The sequence below is a fragment of the Thalassospira lucentensis genome (assembly GCF_032921865.1).
Classification (GTDB): domain Bacteria; phylum Pseudomonadota; class Alphaproteobacteria; order Rhodospirillales; family Thalassospiraceae; genus Thalassospira; species Thalassospira lucentensis_A.
The window spans coordinates 4,192,501-4,214,511 of record NZ_CP136684.1 but is presented as its reverse complement, the minus strand read 5'-3'; the positions used below and the strand labels follow the sequence as shown (position 1 = coordinate 4,214,511).

The 22,011-nt window shown below is 55.7% G+C and carries 18 protein-coding genes; 6 read left to right on the top strand and 12 right to left on the bottom strand.

What is annotated here, in order from left to right:
* Positions 1–7: 7 nt before the first annotated feature.
* A complete protein-coding gene (locus tag R1T41_RS20345; RefSeq protein ID WP_317338867.1) occupies positions 8–1,063 on the top strand; it encodes a sulfotransferase in 1,056 nt (351 codons plus the stop codon).
* Positions 1,064–1,075: 12 nt separating this feature from the next.
* On the opposite strand, the gene R1T41_RS20340 is transcribed toward R1T41_RS20345, so the two are convergent.
* The 5 genes from R1T41_RS20340 to R1T41_RS20320 form a co-directional block, all read right to left on the bottom strand.
* A complete protein-coding gene (locus R1T41_RS20340) occupies positions 1,076–1,909 on the bottom strand; it encodes an AraC family transcriptional regulator (protein WP_317338866.1) in 834 nt (277 codons plus the stop codon).
* 61 nt (positions 1,910–1,970) lie between these two features.
* Positions 1,971–2,768 (bottom strand): outer membrane protein, encoded by a 798-nt coding sequence (locus R1T41_RS20335; protein ID WP_317338864.1) that lies wholly within the window; start codon positions 2,766–2,768, stop codon positions 1,971–1,973.
* Positions 2,769–2,900: 132 nt separating this feature from the next.
* Positions 2,901–4,070, bottom strand: a complete 1,170-nt coding sequence (locus R1T41_RS20330; RefSeq protein WP_317338862.1) for an AI-2E family transporter — start codon at positions 4,068–4,070, stop codon at positions 2,901–2,903.
* Between the two features lie 119 nt (positions 4,071–4,189).
* Positions 4,190–4,708 (bottom strand): hypothetical protein, encoded by a 519-nt coding sequence (locus tag R1T41_RS20325; protein WP_317338860.1) that lies wholly within the window; start codon positions 4,706–4,708, stop codon positions 4,190–4,192.
* 129 nt (positions 4,709–4,837) lie between these two features.
* Positions 4,838–5,509 carry a response regulator transcription factor gene (locus R1T41_RS20320; RefSeq protein ID WP_317338858.1) on the bottom strand — a complete coding sequence of 224 codons (672 nt, stop codon included), beginning with the start codon at positions 5,507–5,509 and terminating at the stop codon, positions 4,838–4,840.
* A 419-nt stretch (positions 5,510–5,928) separates the two neighbouring features.
* Here R1T41_RS20320 and pepN point away from each other — a divergent pair, with 419 nt between their 5' ends.
* A complete protein-coding gene (gene pepN, locus R1T41_RS20315; protein ID WP_317338857.1) occupies positions 5,929–8,556 on the top strand; it encodes an aminopeptidase N in 2,628 nt (875 codons plus the stop codon).
* 68 nt (positions 8,557–8,624) lie between these two features.
* On the opposite strand, the gene R1T41_RS20310 is transcribed toward pepN, so the two are convergent.
* The 5 genes from R1T41_RS20310 to R1T41_RS20290 form a co-directional block, all read right to left on the bottom strand.
* A complete protein-coding gene (locus tag R1T41_RS20310; protein WP_317341600.1) occupies positions 8,625–9,998 on the bottom strand; it encodes an FAD-binding oxidoreductase in 1,374 nt (457 codons plus the stop codon).
* A gap of 83 nt (positions 9,999–10,081) precedes the next feature.
* Complete coding sequence (gene dapA, locus R1T41_RS20305) at positions 10,082–10,981, bottom strand: 4-hydroxy-tetrahydrodipicolinate synthase (RefSeq protein WP_317338854.1); 900 nt, start codon at positions 10,979–10,981, stop codon at positions 10,082–10,084.
* Between the two features lie 30 nt (positions 10,982–11,011).
* Positions 11,012–12,316, bottom strand: a complete 1,305-nt coding sequence (locus R1T41_RS20300) for a TRAP transporter large permease (RefSeq protein ID WP_114111874.1) — start codon at positions 12,314–12,316, stop codon at positions 11,012–11,014.
* Between the two features lie 8 nt (positions 12,317–12,324).
* Complete coding sequence (locus R1T41_RS20295) at positions 12,325–12,843, bottom strand: TRAP transporter small permease (protein ID WP_114111875.1); 519 nt, start codon at positions 12,841–12,843, stop codon at positions 12,325–12,327.
* A 133-nt stretch (positions 12,844–12,976) separates the two neighbouring features.
* Positions 12,977–14,011: a TRAP transporter substrate-binding protein gene (locus R1T41_RS20290; RefSeq protein ID WP_114111876.1), complete on the bottom strand. Its 1,035-nt coding sequence runs from the start codon at positions 14,009–14,011 to the stop codon at positions 12,977–12,979.
* A gap of 406 nt (positions 14,012–14,417) precedes the next feature.
* Between R1T41_RS20290 and R1T41_RS20285 the strand changes: the two genes are divergently transcribed.
* Together R1T41_RS20285 and R1T41_RS20280 are read left to right on the top strand one after the other, a co-directional pair.
* On the top strand, positions 14,418–15,035 hold the full coding sequence (locus R1T41_RS20285) for a helix-turn-helix domain-containing protein (protein WP_114111882.1): 618 nt from the start codon (positions 14,418–14,420) through the stop codon (positions 15,033–15,035).
* 4 nt (positions 15,036–15,039) lie between these two features.
* A complete protein-coding gene (locus R1T41_RS20280; protein ID WP_317338851.1) occupies positions 15,040–16,188 on the top strand; it encodes an alpha-hydroxy acid oxidase in 1,149 nt (382 codons plus the stop codon).
* A 100-nt stretch (positions 16,189–16,288) separates the two neighbouring features.
* Here the strand turns inward: R1T41_RS20280 and R1T41_RS20275 are convergent, their stop codons facing one another.
* Positions 16,289–18,574 carry a methyl-accepting chemotaxis protein gene (locus R1T41_RS20275; protein WP_317338849.1) on the bottom strand — a complete coding sequence of 762 codons (2,286 nt, stop codon included), beginning with the start codon at positions 18,572–18,574 and terminating at the stop codon, positions 16,289–16,291.
* A 690-nt stretch (positions 18,575–19,264) separates the two neighbouring features.
* On the opposite strand from R1T41_RS20275, the gene R1T41_RS20270 reads away from it, so the two are divergent.
* Entirely contained in the window at positions 19,265–20,293 is a 1,029-nt protein-coding gene (locus tag R1T41_RS20270) for an SPOR domain-containing protein (RefSeq protein ID WP_317338847.1), read from the top strand.
* A gap of 268 nt (positions 20,294–20,561) precedes the next feature.
* Entirely contained in the window at positions 20,562–21,212 is a 651-nt protein-coding gene (gene upp / locus R1T41_RS20265) for a uracil phosphoribosyltransferase (protein ID WP_062951457.1), read from the top strand.
* 78 nt (positions 21,213–21,290) lie between these two features.
* Here the strand turns inward: upp and R1T41_RS20260 are convergent, their stop codons facing one another.
* The gene (locus R1T41_RS20260; RefSeq protein WP_231858228.1) at positions 21,291–21,740 is read right to left on the bottom strand and encodes a hypothetical protein; all 450 of its coding nucleotides are present in this window, start codon (positions 21,738–21,740) and stop codon (positions 21,291–21,293) included.
* Between the last annotated feature and the right edge of the window lie 271 nt (positions 21,741–22,011).

Below are 22,011 nucleotides of genomic sequence, written 5' to 3'. Positions count from 1 at the left end.
TTTCAGGATGATCAGCGATATCGGGGAGAATGTGAACGTGTCGGATGCGCAAAACGATGTGAAATTCAATGCGCCGGTTTTTGTCGGTGGAACGGGTCGTAGCGGGACATCCATTCTGGCCGATATTCTGGGTACGCATAGCGCGCTTTATTTTGCCTGCCATGAGAACAAGCTGATTTCGGAATATAACGGCCTGCGCGATGTTGCCGATGTGTTTTCCCACAAATCCGATATCATTCGCCGCCATTTTGCCATCGTCAATTTCTTTGGCCGTGCTGCATCCATGACCCGTTTCGGGTTCCGTGATGCCGCGCTTAACCAAAAGCTTTCCGATCTGTGCAAAAACAAGGGTATGGGCTTTCAGCAGGCGTTCGAGCTGATACAGCGCGAAAATCCGCAGGCAAGCGGGTCCATTCATGCCATCGGGCAGGCGTTTGGTGCCGAGTATTTTGAGAAATGCGTCAAGGTATTCCTCAACCAGCTTGTCGCTCATATCGATCAGAACGGGATCGTGAATACCGAGGGGCTTTTAAGGCCGTTCTTCCTTGGCAAGGATTTGGAACGGGCGGAAGTTCTGGCGATGTGCCGCGAGTTTCTTTTTGCGCTTTATGCCAAATCCGGTCCGACGCGCTGGGTCGATGATACGCCGACAAATGCGTTGCATGTCGATTTCCTGCATGAACTTTTCCCCAAGATGAAGTTCATCCATATGGTCCGCAACCCGGCCGACGTTGTCAGTTCCTATGTCAAACAGGTTTGGTTCCCAAGCGATGTCGGATTGGCCGCCAAGCAGATTTCATCGATGCTGCTGAAGACCGAAAAGCTTGAAAAGGCGCTTCCGGCTGGAAGTTTCCTGACGGTTCGGATGGAAGATCTGGTTGGCGAGACAGAGGCGACAATGGAAAAGATCGCCTCGTTCCTTGGGGTCGAAAACAGGTTTAATCATAGTTTTGTCAGTAGCGAGGCGGCCAATATCGGCCGTGCCGATGAAAATCCGGAGATTGCGGACGCGGTCAACAGCCTTCTGGGGGGCTGGAAAGAGCGCCACGGTTACGCGTCCTGAAATCAGACAGATTTAGTGGTTCTGCAACGCCTTGGCATAACGACCCGGTGACAGGCCATAGGCGCGGATGAAATGCCGGTTCAGGTGGCTTTGATCGGCAAAGCCTGCGGTGGCAGCGACCTCGGCCAGAGGGGTGCCGGTTGCGATCAGGCGGCGGGCGAGGTCAAGGCGGCGCTGGATGATATAGGCATGCGGGGTGAGCCCCGTTGCGCGCGTGAAATGGCGGACGGTCTGAAAGCGGCTTAACCCCGCCGTGCTGGCAAGATCGGCCAGCGACAGGTTTTCGTCCGGGGCATCGTCAATCATGGATATGGCGCGCGCGATACTGGCATCGGCACCGCTTTGCGGCCGGTAGCGATAATGATCGGGTTGGCCCGGGACAATGATCGCGTGATGGAGCAGAAGAAACAGCATTTCTTCGCGCCGCAGGCCTGCATTTTCATGATCGCCTTTGATGATGGCGGCAAAAAGATCAGCAAAGCAGTGCGCGACATCGGGCGATGTTATGACCGGACTTGTGAATTCGTAATGGTCTGATTTGCCATCTGTCATGTCACGCGCCGCATCACGGATCAGGTCCGGGTCCAGATACAGCATGTTCCAGCCACGCGGGCTTTGACCAATCGGGGTGCCGTCATGGACTTCGCGGGGATTGACCGTGAGGATATTGCCAGCCCCGGCTTCGACCATACCGCGCCCCGAAAGCGATTTTTGTGCGCCCTCAAACATGAAGCCGATGCCGAACTGTTCATGACTGTGTTTGGCAAAGCTGTGGCATGTCCTGGCCTTGAGGGCCAAAACGCCGGTGCAGTCATGAGACAGGATGCGAAACGGTTCGTCTGACATGCCAAAAGATTGGCAGTTTCCGATCCGTTTCGCAATCAATTCGGCACAAGTGCGGGATGGCTTAGAAGCGTTTGATCAGGCCAAAACGGATCGTGTGCGACTGAAAATCGGCTTCGTGCTTGAACGAGCCGGTAAAGGAGGCCGCCGCCAACGGAACAAATCTGTCAAAGGACTGACTCTTGTCGACGATTTCGGGATAGTAGTTGAAAACGTAATCCCCGCGCAGCGACCAGCCATCTCCGAGATTATAGGCTGCCCCCACATTCGACGAGAGGCCAAGTGCCCAGCTTGTTTCATCAAAGTCAACGGGCTGGCCGCTGCCATTGTCGTCAACATAACGGAACTTGTATTTGAACTGGCTGAGCGATGGACCCGCGGCGGCATGGATCATCCAGTTATCGAACGCATAGCCGATTTTCGGCCGGATGCTGAAAGCGAAGTTGGTTTTGACGGTGGTTTGCGTCGAAAAGTCTATCGTGGGAGAGGAGGTGAAAGTCACCGGCCCGGCGTTTGAGGTTTCGGAATAATCCATAACCGTCAGGTCGGCTTCGATGCCATAGATCATGTTGCCCTGCCGGTGGTCATATCCGAACAGGCCGGAGCCGGAGGCAGAATAGCCGTCTATTTTTTCCTGCAAGCCCGGGCGCAGCTGATCAAGGTCGCTTTGTTCGCTGAAATAGCCGCTGCTTTGGGCTTCGCTATCGGGATTGGATGCGCCATACATGCCGCCAAGCGCAAACCCGCCGTAAAAGCCCTGCCAATCAGGATTTTCCGATGCTTTCGCATCAAATGTTGTGATGGAGAACGCCATCACTGCGGCGGAGGCAAAGGTGCCTGAAAATCCGGCTTTACAAAGCATGCCTGTCCCCTAATTTCTTGTTTCATAAGCTGAAATTGAGGGAACAGTATTTTATATTAGCCGGGGCTTCAATGGCTTTAATCGCAATGGTTGCATGGTTAAACGTTCAGGTTGTTTTTTATAAATCAAAAATCAATTCAGATTATTGTTGGGGCCGAGCATTTCGCGCAAGCCCCCCAGACCTTCGACATGCTTGGCAAAGACGCTGGTGACGATGAGCAACGGGACGGCGACCAGCACACCAATAAAGCCCCAGATCCAGCCCCAGAAGGCAATGGCAAGGATCACCGCCACCGAATTGATGCGAAGCCGGTTGCCGACAAGGGCCGGGGTGAGGAATTGGCCCTCGATCGCGGTGCAGGCAAGATAGATCGCAGGTGGCAGGATGGCGGCTGTCGTGGTTGGCATGGAAACCAGTGCCACCATGCCGACAATTCCGACACCGACAACGGCACCGAGCAACGGCACAAAATTGAGCACGCCTGCGACAATGCCCCACAAAACCGGGTTGGGCATGCCGACAATGGCAAGCAGGGTGCCGATCAGGATGCCAAGGCAGATATTGATCGCCGATATGGTCAGAAGGTAGCGCGAAACTTCGCGTTCGATATCATGTGCGATGCGCAGGCCCTTGCGCCGGTCGCCAAAGGTCGGCAGGGCGCGGACCATTTTTTCATAGACCATGTCGCCTGATGACAGGATGAACAGCAACAGCACAAGCATTAGCGCAATTCCGGCGACGATTTCCGGTGCGCCCTGGGCGGCCTGACTGATCATGTTGGGTTCCTGAACCACGACCTTTTGCGTATCGGCTTCGTTATTCTGATTGGTGGCTTGTTCGACCTGTTTTTGCACGTCGCGCAGTTTTTCAAGCGGCCCGCCAAGATCGGCAAGGCGCAGGCGCAACTGGCGTTCGATCTGCGGCGCGTCGTCGATCCATTTCGATACCGGATCGCTTAGCCCGTAAACGCCGGCAATCACCGATGTCGTCAGGGTCAGGACAATCGCAAGTGCGGTCAGGCTTTGCGGGACGCGATAGCGCGCGAGTGTGCGCACCACCGGCGAGAATACCAGTGCCAGCAAGAAGGCCAGTATCACGGGCAAAAGCAGGCTTTGGGCGACATAAAAACACCCGAAAGCCAGAATGACGAAGGTGCCGATGACCGATACCGTGCGCGCCCGGCGATAGGCGCGTGCACGCGCGCTCAGCATTCTTTGTTGGGCTTCGTCGGCTTCGTCGACAATATCCGCAGCACCATCTTCATTACTGGTGTTGTCAGGTGCTTTGATCGGATCGCTCATTCAGGTGCTCCGGCGGTGTTTCTGCCGGGCTGGATGCAAACGGCAGGAGGGGTGCCTTCCTGTAACGCCCTGTGACCGGGCGATGTTCCGTTTACATTGCAAGACCGGGCAAAGCGGAGCTATCCCTGAAGGATGGCGGCACGTTTTTCATCGAAGCGGGCATTTTCCGCGGCAATGTTTCTGGTGAAATTTTCATAGGCGGTGTCGGCCCTGGTCTGAAGGCTGTCGCGCCTGTCGCGTACTTCGTCGGCATTATCTGCGCGTTCGGCAAAGTTCTGAAATTCCAGTTCGGCCTTTTCCAGTTCGCCATGCAGGTCTTCAAGATGGGTGGTGATTGCCTGATCATGGGCGGCATTCAGGGTTGCCAGTTCACGGCGCAGGTCATCGGACGGATTGGTGGGGACAGGTGCAGATGCCGCGTTTGCATCATTGCCATAACCACGCGCCAGCGGATCAATGCCGGTATTGGCGCGCACATCTTCGGCGGCCTTTCGGATGGTATTGCCGATGACGTCGCCGAGAATTTTGGCCATGGCGGCGGTGGTTTGCGGGTCCTGCTGGGCAAAGGCCGGGGCGGGGGCCGCGACGGCGAGCGAGGCGGCAACCGCCACGGCAGATAGCGAAAGGGATTTCTTCATCGGGTGATCTCCTGTGCGGGGCAGAGAGGTGTTGCACAGGAAGCATCACGCGCAATTACGGTGATAAATTGGTGCCGGTCTGGCAGGGGCGTGACAGTTCGGGCTTTGCAGTGCGACGGGCGTTAACCCTTATGCCTCGATCGCGGGTTCCTGCAATTGCAGTTCGCGGGCCATGATGACGGCCTGGGTGCGGCTATGGACCGACAGTTTGCGCAGGATGGCGGAAACATGGGCCTTTACGGTGGCCTCGGTCACGTCAAGCTCGTAGGCGATCTGCTTGTTCAGTTTGCCTTCGGTCAGCATGTTGAGCACACGCAATTGCTGTGGCGTCAATTGACCGATTTTTTCGGCAAGGCCGGTGGCCTCGTCATCGGCAGGGCCGTTTTCGATGGCGTCGCGCGCCCAGTCGGGCATCCACATATCGCCATTCAGAACAGTGCGGATGGCCGTCCCGATCTGATCGACCGGGGCGGATTTTGGCACGAAGGCCGACGCACCATATTCAATCGAACGGCGGACAACCGGCAGTTCTTGACTGGCCGAGACGATGGAAACGGGAATGTCGGGATAGGAGGCACGCAGGGTGAACAGGCCGGTAAAGCCGTTCATGCCGGGCATGTGCAGGTCAAGCAGGACAAGATCAATATCGCCGCTATGGGCTTCGATCTGTTCGATGGCCTCGGAAAGGCTTCCGGCCTCGTACAGTGTGACATTTTCCAATTCTGATGACAGGGCCTGTTTGAGTGCACCGCGCACAAGCGGATGATCGTCTGCGATCAGAATCTGGAAGCTGTCAGCCATTGGCGATTTCCCCGGAAGTTATTTCCCCGAAAGGTCGCGATTATTCCATCCCGTTATCTTTTAACGGCGTCTCACGATAATATTAAGGTGAGGGGACGATAAACCGGGATGACATTGTTTGTCTGGTGTGGTGCGACCCTGATGCGTCCTTGCTGCCTTGGCAGAAAGGAGTGAGGGAAACCAAAGATCACTCTCGCCCCACGAAATGTGAAACTTCGGCCCCCCTCGCGCCACCACTGATGATTATGACGACTAAAATCGGGCTCGTAAACTCTGCATTTGTCCGAAAGTGAAATTTACCTTATCTGTTGGGTTAATGAACGAAATTCAGTTTTGAAGAACTGCGCCGCATTGCAGCATTCGCGATTTTATACAATCACCGGCAACGCCGCGCAGACCAAGGGAAAAAGGACCATCTGATGTCTGATCAACCGCAAGTCATTCGCCGCGAAGATTACACCGCACCGGCCTTTCTGATCGAGAAGGTCGAACTGGTATTCGAGCTTGATCGGGATGTCACAAATGTGAAATCGCGGCTGTTTGTTCACGCGAATCCTGTTCGCGGGACCGGCGGCGGTGACATGGTCCATCTTGACGGCGAAGACATGAAACTGGTTTCGATTGCGGTTGATGATCGCAAGCTTGGCGTTGATGAATATAATGTCGATAAATCGGGGCTTAGCTTTACCGCGCCGGGCGACACTTTTGTTGTTGATATCGAAACCCAGATCTCGCCCGTCGCCAATACGCGGCTTGAAGGGCTTTATGTGTCGCAAAGCGCGTTCTGCACGCAGTGCGAGGCGGAAGGGTTCCGGCGCATTACCTATTTCCCGGATCGCCCGGATGTGATGGCGACCTATAAGGTCACGATCCGTGCCGACAAGGCGAACTGCCCGGTTTTGCTCTCAAACGGCAATCTGATTGATAGCGGTGATCTTGACGGCAACCGGCACTTTGCGGTGTGGGAAGACCCGTTCCCGAAGCCGAGTTACCTTTTTGCGCTGGTGGCGGGGGACTTGGCCTGTGTTGAGGACAGCTTCAAGACCATGTCGGGTCGTGATGTGGCGCTGCGCATTTTTGTCGAACATGGCAATGAGGACCGTTGCGATTACGCGATGGACAGCCTGAAACGGTCGATGAAGTGGGATGAAGAGGTCTATGGCCTTGAATACGATCTGGACCTGTTCAACATCGTCGCGGTTTCCGACTTCAATATGGGGGCGATGGAAAACAAGAGCCTGAATGTGTTTAACGCCAAATACATCCTGGCCAAGCCCGATACCGCGACCGATACGGATTATGAACTGATCGAATTGATTGTTGCGCATGAATATTTCCACAACTGGTCGGGCAACCGGGTGACGTGTCGGGACTGGTTCCAGTTATCGCTTAAGGAAGGCCTGACGGTTTTCCGCGATCAGGAATTTTCCGCCGATCAGCGATCCCGCCCGGTGCAGCGTATCAAGGACGTCGCGCAGCTTCGTGCGCGCCAGTTCCCCGAAGATGGCGGGCCGTTGGCCCACCCCGTCCGCCCGGACAGCTATATGGAAATCAACAATTTCTATACCGCGACGGTCTATGAAAAGGGGGCGGAGCTTATCCGCATGATGCATACCCTTTTAGGCGCAGATGGCTATCGCAAGGGGATTGATCTTTATTTCGACCGGCATGACGGGCAGGCGGTGACCTGCGATGATTTTGCCAAGGCGATGGAAGATGCCAATGATGTTGACCTGAGCCAGCTTAAAATCTGGTATTCGCAGGCAGGCACGCCGAGCCTTAGCTGGCATGGCGAACATGATGCGGATACCAAGCAGTTCCACCTGACAGTTGCGCAGAAAACCGAACCGACACCGGGGCAGCCCGACAAGGTTGCACTTCATATGCCAATCGCGATTGGGCTTCTGGGCCGGGATGGCAAGGAACTTGTTTCGCGCACCGTGCAACTGACCGAGGCCGAGCAGGAATTCGTGTTTGACAATATCGATCAGGTGCCGGTGGTTTCGTTCAACCGTGGTTTTTCCGCCCCGGTGAATGTCGCGACCGAGCAGCCGCATGAGGAGCTTGTGTTCCTGATGGGGCATGACAGCGATGCGTTCAATCGCTGGGAAGCGGGGCAGAAATACGCGACCGCGTTGATGCTTTCAGCCATTGCCGAATTTGAAAAGAATGGTGGCGATGCGGACGCGGCATTGGGCGATGTGACCGAATTTGTGGCGGCGATGCGTGCGACCCTGATCAATGACGGGTTGGATAAGGCGTTTCGCGCCGATGCGCTTGTCCTGCCGGGGGAAGAATTTCTTTCCGAGCAGCGCAAACCCGCCAACCCGGACGCGATCCATCAGGTGCGCAACGCGCTGCGCAAACGGATCGGATCGGATTTGCGGGCTGAATTTGACAATGCCTATCACCAGAACGCGTCAAACGTGGCCTTTACCCCGGATGCGGAATCGGCCGGGCAGCGGGCCTTGCGCGCAACCGCACTTTCCTATCTGGTCGCAAGCGGCGAGGGCGAATTTGCCGATCTGGCGGCCGAGCAATATCGCACGGCGGATAACATGACGGATCGGATGGCAGCGCTTTCGGTGCTGAACCATCTGGATCATCCGGGCCGGGCCGAAGCGCTTGCCGATTTCGAGGCGCGCTTTGGCAAGGATACCGTGGTGATGGATAAATGGTTCGGGCTTCAGGCGATGTCATCGCGCGATGATACGCTGGCACGCGTGAAGGACCTTATGAGCCATCCGCTCTTCACCATGCGCAATCCGAACAAGGTCAGATCGCTTATCGGCGCGTTCGCCATGGCCAACCCGCGGCACTTCCATGCAGCGGATGGCAGCGGATATGCGTTTTATACCGACCGCCTGATCGAACTTGACGATATCAACCCGCAGGTTGCGGCGCGTCTTTGTGCGCCGCTTGGCAAATGGGCGAAATATGACGAGGCGCGGGCCGACCTGATGAAGGAAGCGCTTGATCGTATCCTCGCCAAGCCGGATATTTCGCGCGATCTGTATGAAATCGCATCGAAATCGCGGGCAAGTTAAGACGCGGTTCGATATGTAATGAAAAAGGCGGCACGTGAGGTGCCGCCTTTTTTGTTTTGGACTGGTATTTAGCAGCCTGTGGTCAGATTCCTGAAAAGAACGCCGGGATTCATCCTGTTTTCCGGATCAAGGCTTTTTTTGATGCCGATCATCAGTTCATAGCGCAGCGGATCGCACAGGCGTTCGAGTTCATCGGTCAGCTTGCGGCCAACGCCGTGTTCGGCGCTGAAGGTCCCGCCGAAGCTTGCGGCGATGTCGTGAACACAGCTTTGGACGTCATGCATGACCTGTTCGGGATCGGAAAGCTGGTTCCAGTAATCATGCGGGAACATCAGGATGTAATGCACATTGCCGTCGCCCAGATGGTTGACCAGAAGCGGGGTTGCCATCGGGAATTTTTCGGCAGTGACTTCCTTGGCCCTGGCGATGAAGGCCGGGACCTTTGAGACGCGTACCGCAACATCGTGGACAAGTCCCATGCCTTCGAGCTTGTTGGCCTCGGTCACGGAATGGCGGACGTGCCATATCTGTTCGGCCTGCTGGGCGTTGCTGGCGATGAAGGCATCAAGGACCGATCCGTTTTCAAGGTTTTCGCCAAGAACCTCTTCAAAGATGCCGTTCAGATCGACCGATGGATCGGTTGCAGTCAGTTCGATCATCAGAGACCAGTCGGGAACGGTATCGAAAGGTACGCGGATGCGGTCAATGTGGCGGACAACCGCGTCAATTTCGGTGCCGGAAACGAGTTCGAAGGCTTCGATGTAGGGGCCGCATTTATCCTGAAATTCGGTAAACAGGCGGACGGCGGTTTCGGGGGAATCCACCGAAACCCAGGCATGCGCATCATTGGTGTTTTCCGGATGCAGGCGCAATGCCGCACCGGTGACAATGCCAAGTGTGCCTTCAGCCCCGATGAACAGATGTTTGAGGTCATAGCCGGTATTGTTTTTCTTGAGCCCCTCAAGATCGCTTAGAATTCGGCCGTCGGCCAGAACAACCTCGATCCCGCAGACGAGATCACGCATCGGGCCATATTTGACAACGCCGGTACCCCCGGCATTGGTCGAGATCAGGCCACCGATCTGCGCACTGCCTTCGCTGCCGAGATAGAGCGGGAACTGGCGTTTGTAGGGCTTACTCTTTTCATGAAGGTCGGCAAGGATGACGCCGGCATCGACGGTGACGATATTTGCCGCCGCGTCAAATTCGCGGATCTGCTTCATGCGTTGCAGGCTGATGACGATGCCCGGTTTGTCATCCGCGGGGCTTTCGGGGACGCCGCCGTAGCAGAGGCCTGTATTCCCCCCGAGGGGGAATACAGGCTGTCCTTCCTCGGCCGCCACTTTCATCGTCCGGGAGACCTCCTCGACATTGGCTGGAAGGGCAACGCACAGGGCTTTGCCTTTCCTTCGATCACGCCAATCTATCAGATAAGGGTGCATATCCTTTGGATCGGTGATCAAACCTTTATCGCCGAGGATTTGGTGCAGACGATTAATCATGGCAGGTCCTTGGTAAGAAGAGATCAGGCTACATTGGCAAGAGAAGCGGTATCAAAGGCGGATTTCAGCGCCTTGATCGTGACTTCCGACGGGTCTTCAAGGGGCAGGCGCACACCGCCAACCGGCTGTCCGGCCATTTCCATGTATTTTTTCAAGGGGCCCGGGTTGGTTTCGCGGAAAATGGCATCGATTGCGTTATCGAGCTGCTTCTGAAGGTTAAGCGCCTCGTGCAGTTTGCCGTTACGCGCAAGGTTGAAAATCTCGATCCAGATTTTCGGATAGACGTTTGCGGATGCCAGAACACCGCCCTTGGCACCAAGGGTTACATGGGTGGCAAACAGCGGTTCTTCGCCGCTGAGAATAGCCATTTTATCACCGGCCAGTTTCATCGTCTTGATGAATTCCGGCATGTCATAGTTTGAACATTTCATGCCGATGATCGAACCGTCTTCGGCCATTGCCTGAATGGTTTCGGCCTTGGTTGAGACGGTTGTGCGGCGGGGGATTTCATAAAGCAGAACCGGGACGCCAACTTCGTTGCGATAATTGGCAAAATATTCGCGCATGCCGTCCTGGGTACCGGCCGCGTAATAGGGGGTCACGGTCATGACCCCGGCAGCCCCGACTTTTGCGAAGTCCCTGCCAGCTTCGACGGCGTCGGGGAAGCCGGTGGAAAGAACGCCCGGAATGACCGGGGCGGTTCCGGCGGCATCGACACAGGTTTTTACGATGTCCTTGCGTTCTTCGCGCGATAGGGCCGGATATTCACCCGTACCGCCAATCGGAACGATGCCGGTTGCACCCGCAGCAAGCTGCCGGGTGACAAGGTCGGCAAGTGCCTTGTGATCAATGGATTTGTCACTTTTGAACGGGGTGACAATCGCGGTGTAAAGGCCGGAGATATCGTTTTTTGTAAGAGTCATTTCAGTCTCGTGTCTTTCGGGTGGTGGCGATCAGTTCAGGAAACCGAACATGCGCGGCAGCGTCAGGGAGACAGCAGGCACGTAGGTTACGATCAACAGAACGACGATATTGGAAATCAGGAACGGGAAGCTTTTGCGGACAATCGCGGCAAGCGGTTGGCCGCTTATGGCCGAGCCAAGGTAAAGTCCCAGTCCGTAAGGAGGTGTCATGAGCCCGATCATCACGTTAACCACCATGATGACACCGAATTGTACCGGGTCGACACCCATGGCAGCCACGATCGGGGTGAAAAGCGGGGCAAACAGAAGCAACTGAACGGAATCCCCGATCCAAAGTCCATTGATCAGGAAAAAGACGTTCAGGCACAGCAGCAGCATCCAGGGCTGCATATCAAGCGTTTCAACCAGCATGGTCAGTTCGGACGGCACACGTTCGGTTGCCAGAATCCAGCTGATCACACTGGCAAAGCCGACAATCAGATAGACCGAAGCCGACGTGCGGACCGCGCGATCAAGAATGTCCCATATCTGTTTGAGAGACAGGGTGCGATAGGCACAGATGCCGACCAGAATGGCATAGGCAACGGCGATTGAGGCGGCCTCGGTCGCGGTGAAGATGCCCGAAATGATCCCGCCGATAATGATCAGCGGCATGAACAGCGCCCAGAACGCGTTGTAGAAAATCTTGAATGCAAGCGCCAGCGTCAGGGCCTTGATCGGGTTGGCGGGGAAGTTGTTTTTGCGCGCGATGAAATAGATGACGATGATCTGGGCGATCCCCATCATTGCGCCGGGCACAGCCCCGCCAAGGAACAGGGCCGCAACCGATGTGTTGGTCAGGCTTGAGAAAATGATTAGTGGGATCGAGGGCGGAATGATCGGCCCCTGAATGGCCGAGCTGACGGTGACAGCGGCGGCAAAGTCCGCGCGGTATCCATCCTTTTTCATCATGTCGATTTCGACAGGGCCAAGGGCCGAGATATCGGCCAGTGCCGAGCCGGACACGCCCGAAAACATCATGGAGCCGACAACGTTGACATAGGCCAGTCCGCCGCGCCAGCGACCGACCAGAAGGCGGGAGAACTGCACCAGCCGTTCTGTCATGCCGACCGATGTCATGATTTCACCGGCTATGATGAAAAGCGGGATCGAGAGCCAGATAAACACATCCATCCCAGTGAAGAATTTATGCGAATACATGTGAAGCATGTCGACCATGCCAGGCTTGACGAAGAAATAGGAAAGGCCGGCAAAGCCAATCGCAAAGATCACGGGGCTGCCAAGGAACATCAGCAGTAGCAGCAACCCGATCATGGTAAGAAGTGCGTAATCCATAATAACCCCTAGAGCTCGGCACGCAGAAGTGAGGCTTCCTGCTCGGTGTCGGGGCCTCTCAGGAGGTCGCGAATGGCAAGGATGACCATGTGAAACAGCATCAGGGCGGCACCTACCGGGACCGAAAGATAGATCCAGAACCATGACAGGTTCAGTGCTGCAGACGTGCGCCGCAGACCGAAGATGGCGGAATCAATCCCTTTGACCAGAAGCACGCCCAGCAGCAGTGCGAGCAGCAGACGGAAGAAAGCGTTGCGGTAACCCAGCCAGCGGCGCGGCCAGAAGCTGTCAAAGAAGTCAACGCAGACAAGCTGTTCGTCACGGACAAGCAGACTGCCGCCCAGCATCACCACCCAGACCATCAGGAAGCGTGCGGCTTCTTCGGGCCAGGGCAGGGAGAAGTTGAAGCCAAACCGCAAAACGACCTGTATGAACAGGATAACCGCGACGGATGCGAGCATCAGCCGGGCTGCGACCGAGGTTATACGGGCGACAATCGATGAGAAATTATCGAGGGTCTGAAGCATGATGGATCCTTTTTCGGATCGTGTCTGAAAGAGAAACACGGATCACGGAATGCCGTGCGAATGAGCGGGCGCAATTCGCGCAACAGGCAGAAACGCATAAGACCCGGCTGAAAAACAGCCGGGTTCTGACATATTATTTCTGTGCTTCTTTGACCGCAGATTCGAGTTCGTCGATCAATTCAGCCCCAACCTTTTCTTCCATGAAAGCACGGATCGGCTGTTTGGTGGCATCGACGAATTTCTGGAACTCTTCCGGGGTCGGCTGATAAATCTCGACGCCAGCGTCACGAATGACCTTGAGGTCCTGTGATTCCTTGGCTTCGATAATGCCCAGCATCGCAAAGGTTGCCTTGGCGGCCGCATTGTCGAAGATCGCTTTGTCTTCGTCGCTTAGCCCCTGATAGAAGTCATCATTAATGGTGATGAGCGGCATGTTGATCAGGTGGTGATCAAGCGTGTAGTACTTCTGGACTTCCTGAAGATTGGTCAGAAGCATGGTGTAAGGCGCGTTTTCCTGACCATCGACAACGCCGGTCTGCAGGGCGCTATAAAGTTCGGCCCATGCGATCGGGGTCGGGGAGGCACCCAGTGCCTTGACCATTTCCATATGCAGCGGGACGGTCTGGGTCCGGATTTTCAGGCCCTTCATGTCTTCGGGGGTGTGGATCGGACGGACCGAGTTCGAGAAGTTGCGGAATGCGCCGGTCAGATAGCTCAGCACGCGCACACCGCTGCCTTCGGCAATCATGTCCGAGAGTTTTTTACCAAACGGGCCCTCGTTCAGAACCTTGCGCGCGACTTCGGTGGTCGGGAAGGTATAGGGCATTTCAAGGATCTGTGCGGGCGGATAGTACGCGGCGAGGTGCCCGGCATTAAGACCGCCAACCATGTCAACCAGACCGATGGCATTCTGTTCGGCAAGGGATTCAAGATCGCCAAGCTGGCCGTTCGGATAAACTTCAAGTTTGAAACGGCCGCCGGACTGGGTCTGAAGGACGTTGTCAAAAACTTCGGTAAAGGCCCAATAGGGATTTTCAAGCAAGTCGCCTTCGCCGTCTACATGGGCGAATTTGACGATGGTTTGTGCATGCGCAGACATGGAAAATAATGCACTCAGGCCAACGGTGGCGGCGAGGGTGACATGCCGAAGCTTTCGAGTGATGGTCATTTTTTCTCCTTATACCAGGTAGCGCACAGAGCAATGGTACTTCGGTGTCGGCCTGGTATTCCCTGATAAGATTTTTGGTCAGTTGCGCTGAATTTCTTCATTGTCGCAAAGCCGGTTTAGTACCGGATGCATCGCGAAAGGTTGTGCAGCGAAGTTTGGGCGAGAGTTTTCGCGTGGTTCGGATGCATCCGGTCAAATCAGAATATATCCGATACGATCGAAGTCAATAAAATACGACAAAAAATTTCCTATAGTATATTTTTTGTCAAATGTGGCATATTTTCCGATATGGTATATGCTACTGATGCTGTAAAAAGCGAAGGGGGTGTTCAGGCTTCGGTTGTTCAACAGGCAGCTGCTTCTGACACGAAAGGGCATTGATTATGAACAAGGGGAATATCAAGGCATGAACGTCGATCTGGAAGATTTCCAGTCCAACCGCCGACAGACGAGTTCATCGGGTGACAGGCCTGATGCGTTTGGTCCGCGATTGCATCAATTGCGCAAGGCGCGCAACTGGACATTACAGGATGCCAGCAAGGCTTCGGGGATTTCGGCATCCGCTTTCTCAAAGATTGAACGTAGCGAACTGTCGCCGACCATCTCGACGATCCAGCGGATCGCGAGGGGTTTTGGTATGGATGTCATCAGCCTTCTGGCTGATCCGGATGAACAGCCATCCCTGTTGGGACGTCGAAGTGTTACACGCGCGAACGAAGGTAAACCCCACCTTTCGGGAAGCTGCGATAACAAGCTTCTGTGTTCTGATCTGAAAAACAAGCGCATGACGCCGATCAAAACCCGTGTCGTTGCCAGAGATGTCGAGGAATACGATGTCTGGCCCAAGACGGATGCCGAGATTTTCATGACCGTGCTGAGCGGAACGGTCATCGTGCACAGCAAAATCTATGAACCGCTGGAGCTTCACGAAGGCGATTCGATGTATTACGACGCCAGTGCAGAGCATGTCTGGACCCGAAGTGGCCCGGAAGAAGCGGTTGTCCTGTGGGTTCTGACGAGTTGATCGCATGGTAGCAGGGTTATTGAATGGTGACGATTATCGTGCGGTAGCGCGCAAACGGCTTCCCAAAGGGCTGTTTGAATATATCGATCGCGGGACCGAGGCCGAACTGGCCATGGCCGATATCCGCCAATCCCTTGACCGTATTAAATTGCAACAGGCTGTTCTGGCGGGGCATGACAATGTGGACCTGTCGGTTTTGCTGTTTGATCGCCGATATTCCTGCCCGCTGATCATTGCGCCGACAGCTTTGGCCGGTCTGGTGTCGCATGACGGGGAGGCGAAGCTTGCCCGGGCAGCCGGAACGTTCGGCATACCTTTCTGTGTTTCGACCCAGTCCGTGATGACGATCGAAGACATTCGCAAAGGGGCGCCCGATGCGGAATTGTGGCTTCAGCTTTATGTCTGGCAGAACCGGGCCTTGACGTGGAGTTTGCTGGATCGGGCACAGGGCTGCAATGCGGAAACCCTGATTGTGACGGTTGATACGCCGCAGGGGCCCAAGCGTGACTATAACCAGCGTAACGGATTTGCCATTCCCTTTGTCCCAACCGTGCGTGGCATTTCCGATGTGCTGCGTCATCCGGGCTGGTTATGTTCGGTCATGTTGCGGTATCTGACGACGACGGGCATGCCGAGCTATGCGCATTACCCACCTGAATACCAAACTGCGATTACCAGCCAAACGGTGGCGGACGATGTCAAAATCGAAAAGACGCTCCGCTGGGATGACATTGCGGAAATCCGGGATCGCTGGCAGGGGCGGCTTGTCCTTAAAGGCATATTGTCGACGGTTGATGCCGAACGTGCCGCCCAGATCGGTGCCGATGGCATTGTGGTGTCGGCGCATGGCGGGCGGAACTTTGATCTTGCGCCAGCACCGGCGACGGTTCTTCCGGAAATTGTGGCCAAAGTCGGTGGCAGGCTTGAAATTATGGCCGATAGTGGCGTTCGTCGCGGCAGTGACGTTCTTAAATATCTGGCGCTGGGCAGCCGTTCGGTTCTGATTGGCCGGTTGCCGCTTTATGGCCTTGCCGCTGGCGGAGAGCAGGGGGCGATAGATGTCCTTGCGATGCTTCTTGATGAAATGCAAAGCAACCTGATCTTTGCCGGTATTGGCCGTGTGGAAGATTTCAAAGAAAACGCCATTGCCTGATGGGGCAGGTGGTGCGGCAAAACCGATTGATGCAAATGAAAAAAGGCGGCACGTAATGTGCCGCCTTTTTGTGTCGTCGCCTGTTTGAACGAGGCTTTGATCAGGTCAGTTTCATCCGTTCGCTGAATTCCTTCATACGTTCGGAAAGATTGCGCGCCATGTCGGAAAGTTCGCGGCTGGCGGTGTTGAGGTCATGGGCCGAGCGGCCCGTGCTTTGCGCACCGTCATTCACAAACCGGATCATCTGATCCATCGATCCGGCCCCCGATGCAATGCGCTGCACGTTTTCCGAAATCTCGCTGGTGGCACGGCGCTGTTCATCCACCGAATGGGTGATGGTCGACTGGATGTCGTTGACCTGATGAATAACGTCGCCCACCGTGCTGATGGAATGGGCGGCTTTCTGGACTTCCTGCTGGATTGCAGTAGTCAGATCGCCGATCTGGCCGGTCGCACTCGCGGTCTGATCGGCAAGCGATTTGACCTCGTTTGCGACAACGGCAAAGCCGCGCCCCAGTTCGCCCGCACGTTCGGCTTCGATGGTCGCGTTTAGCGACAGAAGCTTGGTGCGATGCGCGATATCGTTGATCAGATCAATGATCGATCCGATTTCCGAGCTTGCCTTCTCAAGCGAGACGATATTGCGCTGGCTTTCTTCGGCCTCGGTGCGTGCCCGGTTGGTCACGTCTGCGGCCTCTGTTGCCTGACGGTTGATTTCCGCGATGGAGGATGACAGTTCCTCGACCGCGGTGGCGACGTTCTGGGTGTTGCTTGCCGCCTCGCGCGAGACGTCAAGCGCGCTGCCCGACTGATCGACCGTGTTTTCCGACTGGCTGGTCAGATCACGGGCAAGGCCAAGAAGCCCTTCGGACTGTTCGGTGACCGATTGCGCAACGCGGGCGACCTCGGCCATCATTTCGGTAACCGCGATGCGGCTTTCTTCGCGTTCGGTCACCACGTTCCAGGCCAGCATGGTGCCCAGAAGGACATTGTCCTTGTCGCGCACCGGGGCTGCCAGAAGTTCAAGGTGATCGCGTTCGGTCTGGACCACCTCGGTAAAGGGCAGGTTGGCCGGATTGGAAAGCCGTTTCTGGAATTCCGCACCGACCTTGAGGAAATCGCCCGAAACCGATCTGGCATCACCACCGACATAGGTTTGCGCACTGGCATTAAGATATGTCAGTTCGCCTTCAGGCGTGATCAGGGCCGTCATGGTCGGGGTGTTTTCGACCATGTTTTGCAGGATCATCGCCTGACGCACAGCTTCACGCAGGCCGACAAGGGCCTTGCGCATTTCACCGATTTCATCGGACCCGACACGGGGCAGACGGACATTGGTGTCCCCGTTCGAGATCGATGTCATCGCCCCGGCAAAGGCGCGCAGATTGCGAAATACCGTGGTCCGAAGCAATATCCAGCCAGCGATCCAGCCGACCAGAAGAACGGCCACAAGAATTTCGATCGACAGCGTTCGAAGATCGTCGGTCTGGGAATAGAAGTCGGTAATGTCGCGGTCAAACGTGGCGGTCGCCCAGACACCGCCCCGGCCGTTTCCAACCGAAATATCGACGGTGGCACGATGGGTGCCGCCCGCTGTTTCGACCGGTTTTGCTTCTGCCTCTGCCGGGGCATCGCTATCGGCCGTTGGGGCCAGGGCTTCGCCGCCTTCGCTGGCATCCCCGTCTTCAAGGCTTTCAAACAGCACATTGCCGTCGCTGCCCAGAATGCGGAAATTGCCGCCCAGGACCTTGCCGATCCCGGCCAGGGTCGGCAGCGGATCGGTGATGACTTCCATAAAGCCGACGGCGCGAAAACCGCCAACCGGAACAATGGTGCTGAAAACCGGTTTGCCGGTTGGGGTTGCCCACATATAGGTCACCGGTTTGCGGGCATCGGCCTTGTCGCGTGTTTTAAGGTAATCCATGACCGCCGGGTCATCGGTCACACTGGCACCCAGATTGGCATCCGAGGTCGCAAGCTGGTTGAAATCGGCGTCATAGGCGATGGTTTCGACCAGAACCAGTTCGCCCTGAACGACCTGGCTGGCATTGGAAAGGATGTTAAGTTCGGCCTTCATGCGGGCCTGATCGTTATCCTGATAGCTTTTGACCAGACTGCCAAGGCGCGACCATTCATTGACAATCGGCGTGACCTTGTCTGCGTAATCCTGTGCGACGCGTGAACGGACAAAGAAATTTACTGTGCCGCCGACCGAATTGTTCAGCGTCTCGACGGCAAAGTTTCGATAGGTATCCCCGGTCCACAGCAACATCCATGTGACTGCACCCGATAAAAGCAAACCTGTTACGAGCAGAATACGCCGTAACGTCAGGAGGCCCGTGGCACCCCCTGCAATAGCCGTCTTCGCGGCTTTATCTCCCGTCATTCATTACACTCCAGAGCCAGTTTTTTATGGTTCTTTTGGTGCTTCGTTCCCCGGTTAGCCTCTTTAAGGGCAATTGCACTGATCCAAACAGAGCTTGGGAGCAAACACAATAGCGCTGTTGCCGCCAAGCCCATGTTTTTCGCGGTATACAGTATTTTATATATGGGATTGAAACCGCCATGAGGGTTTGAAAATCCCCATGATTTTCAGGGGCTATTGAAAAAACACAAAAAAATTTGCGAATGTGTGTGATAATCGTTTGCAATTAGTTTTTTGATGCTCTATGACTGTGTTTGTCAAATGCAGACGGCAACGTCGTTTGCGACGGGTCATCAGGCTCACATGGCGTACCTGATGATCACTGTTCTTCGGGACTCTCTCTCCCCGAAGGTCGATCTCTCTCACTCGAGGGGGCTGGTATCCGGAAATTGTGCGGGACAATTCCGGGCTATATACCAGCCTCCCTTTTTTTGTCCTGCATGCCGGGTTTGTGACATCCGTGCTTTGAAATCGCCAAAGTTTCATGACATCCGCAATCTGCATATCGAGGCGCGACAGGCACGCATGTTTTTAGCGTTTTATAAACGGCCTGTGCCCTAAAAGAAGCAGGGTAGCCCGTGATGGTGTGACATCACCATGACGGATGCCCACGATATTTACAGGTAATCAGTCGTAAAGGACCGGCAAAAAATGGCTGGCGAAGACGAAAACAACCGCACCGATTTGCATGCGGACCCGAAACCGGAACCGCAGAAAGACGCGCCCTTACCGGCGTTTATTTATGGCCGCAATGGCCATGGCGAGGACGGCGGGCGTCATCGACAGTCACAAAATGGGCGGATAGCAGAAATGGATCGCAAAACCTTACTGGGTCTCGCAACCGGTGCCGGCATGCTCGGTCTGGTCTTGTTCTTTGTCGGCATGCTGGTCGGCGCAGGGCTGTTCATGGACCCTGACGAACAGATGGCAGCCAATGAAAAACCGGCCGGACAGGCGGAAATTCTTGCAACCCTGCCGGAAGAACCGGCGGGATCGACAGCCTTGCCCGAGACTGGAACGACCGGCAATATTCCGGGCGGTGCATCGGGGACGGCAACGCCATCTGCAACACCGTCTGCCCCGGCAGCCCCGGTAACAGATGATCCGGTCGGTGACCTGATCGCCGAACGCAGTGCGGCCCTTGAGGGCGATGGTTCTTCTGATGCCACGGAAAATGGTGATGCATCGGCCGCCGAGGATACGGGAGATGCCGAAAGCGATACCACGACGCCGGCAGCCCCGGCTGCCCCGGAAATGAGTGACGCCGAAAAGGCCGCGGCCCGTGCCGAGCAGACGGCAAATGCCCCGCGCAAATTGCAGGCACCGGAAATCAAGTCATCGGACGCGGCCGAAACCGCACCGCCCGCGACAGAGGCCCCGGCGGCCCCGGCTGAAACCGCGGCCGTTCCGGAAAAGCCCGAACCAGCTGCGACATCTACCGCGAAAGCAGCCTCTTCGGGGGCGGCGGCACCATTTTCGGTTCAGGTCGGTGCCTTCAAGGTGCATGAAAATGCCAGCCAGCGCGCCGAGGAACTGCGCAAGCTTGGCCTTGAGGTTGCGGTTGTTGCCCGTGGTCCGGAAGGTGATGCCACCTGGTATTATGTCCGGGTTGGCAGATACACGACCATGAAGGAAGCACGCGACAAGGCGGTTGCGGTCAAAAAGGACCAGAAATCTTGAAGGTTTCCCGGTCCGGGCCGAACCCAATGATCGCGAAGTCAACTGACACATATATATAGTGTCGCAAGATACGATACCGGGGCCGGTGCAGATGCTGCATCGGCCCTTTCCGTTTTCTGATGAACGGGTTTGTTTTTGCGCCGTCTTTGCGGCATTCTACTTGCCTTCACAGGGCAAAGGCTTTAGGCGGTACGCCAGAGTTTTTCGGAAAGCAAAGCCGTGACGTGCCACGCGGGCCGCTTTGCACATCAGGATGGTTGGCAGAAACATGACCACACAGAACGATTTTCCCAATCTTCATATTCTCGATCACCCGCTGATCCAGCACAAACTGACGCATATGCGCAAGGTCGATACCTCGACCAAGACCTTCCGCCAGCTGCTGAAGGAAATTGCGCTGCTGATGGGCTACGAGATCACCCGCGAATTGCCGGTCAGCTATGAAGACATCGTCACCCCGATCTGCCCGATGAAGGCGCCGATGATCCAGGGCCGCAAACTGGCCGTTGTGCCGATCCTGCGCGCCGGTCTTGGCATGGCCGATGGCCTGATCGAACTGATGCCCTCCGCGCGCATCGGCCATATCGGCCTGTATCGTGATCCCGAAACCCACATGCCAGTCGAATATCTGGTGAAGCTGCCCGAAGTCGAAGGCCGTACCTTCATTCTGGTTGACCCGATGCTGGCAACCGGCAACTCGGCAGTGGCGGCGATTGATACGCTGAACAAATATGGCGTTAAGGACGAAGACATTCGTTTCATGGCGCTGGTCGCAGCCCCCGAAGGGGTGAAAGTCTTCCATGATGCGCATCCGAACGTGCCGGTCTATACCGCGGGCCTTGACGAGAAGCTCAATGAAAAGGCCTATATCGTGCCAGGCCTTGGCGATGCCGGGGACCGTCTGTTTGGCACCCGCTGATTAATATTGCGATATCAAAATACGAAAGGGCGCCATCGGGCGCCCTTTTTGTTTGGTCTTTTTCAGGTCAGGCTGTAATCAGCCTTTGGGCGATACCGTGATATCCACCGTCGATCCGGCAAAGGATCCGCCCTGCAGCTTGATGGTCGCAACGCGGCTTTCGCGGTCATAGACCATGACCGAAATATCGGCACGCACGACGGTGACCTTGCTCCAGCCGAAATTAGGCATTTCGCGTTCATAGAAGTCATACATCTGGGCGGGTGTGCCACCGGAATTCATCACGAGGCGGCCATGCCAGGCATCGGATGCCCCGAAAATGATGCTGCGATCCATATCCAGGGATGAATTGGATGGCATCGGAATATCGGTGAACTGGGTAAAGGACGGGATCGGCTGACCGCCGCCCTTGCTGTCGGAGCCGCCACCTGATGCGGTATTCGGAACAAGGTTCGAACCGGAGCACCCGGCAAGCGCAAGGCTTGCAAGTGCGGCTGCACAAATAAATGAATGTCGCAGTCTCATCATCTTCCTTCGGTCCCCTAATGCCGTTCAGGCACTGTTATCTCGCCCCATAATCAGGTCATTATGTAAAAGAAAGGTTCACATATTGCCTTTTGTCCATCTTTTCAAAGGCCAATTGGCAATATTGCGTATCCCGTCCGGTTTTATGGCAATTTCATTGTCCGGGCATTGATGCCGGTTCTATCGCTGACACGCGATCATTGCACCGCACACACCATATATAAAGCATCAAAATTGCCATCGATCATCTGATCGGGATCAATGAAGCGGATCG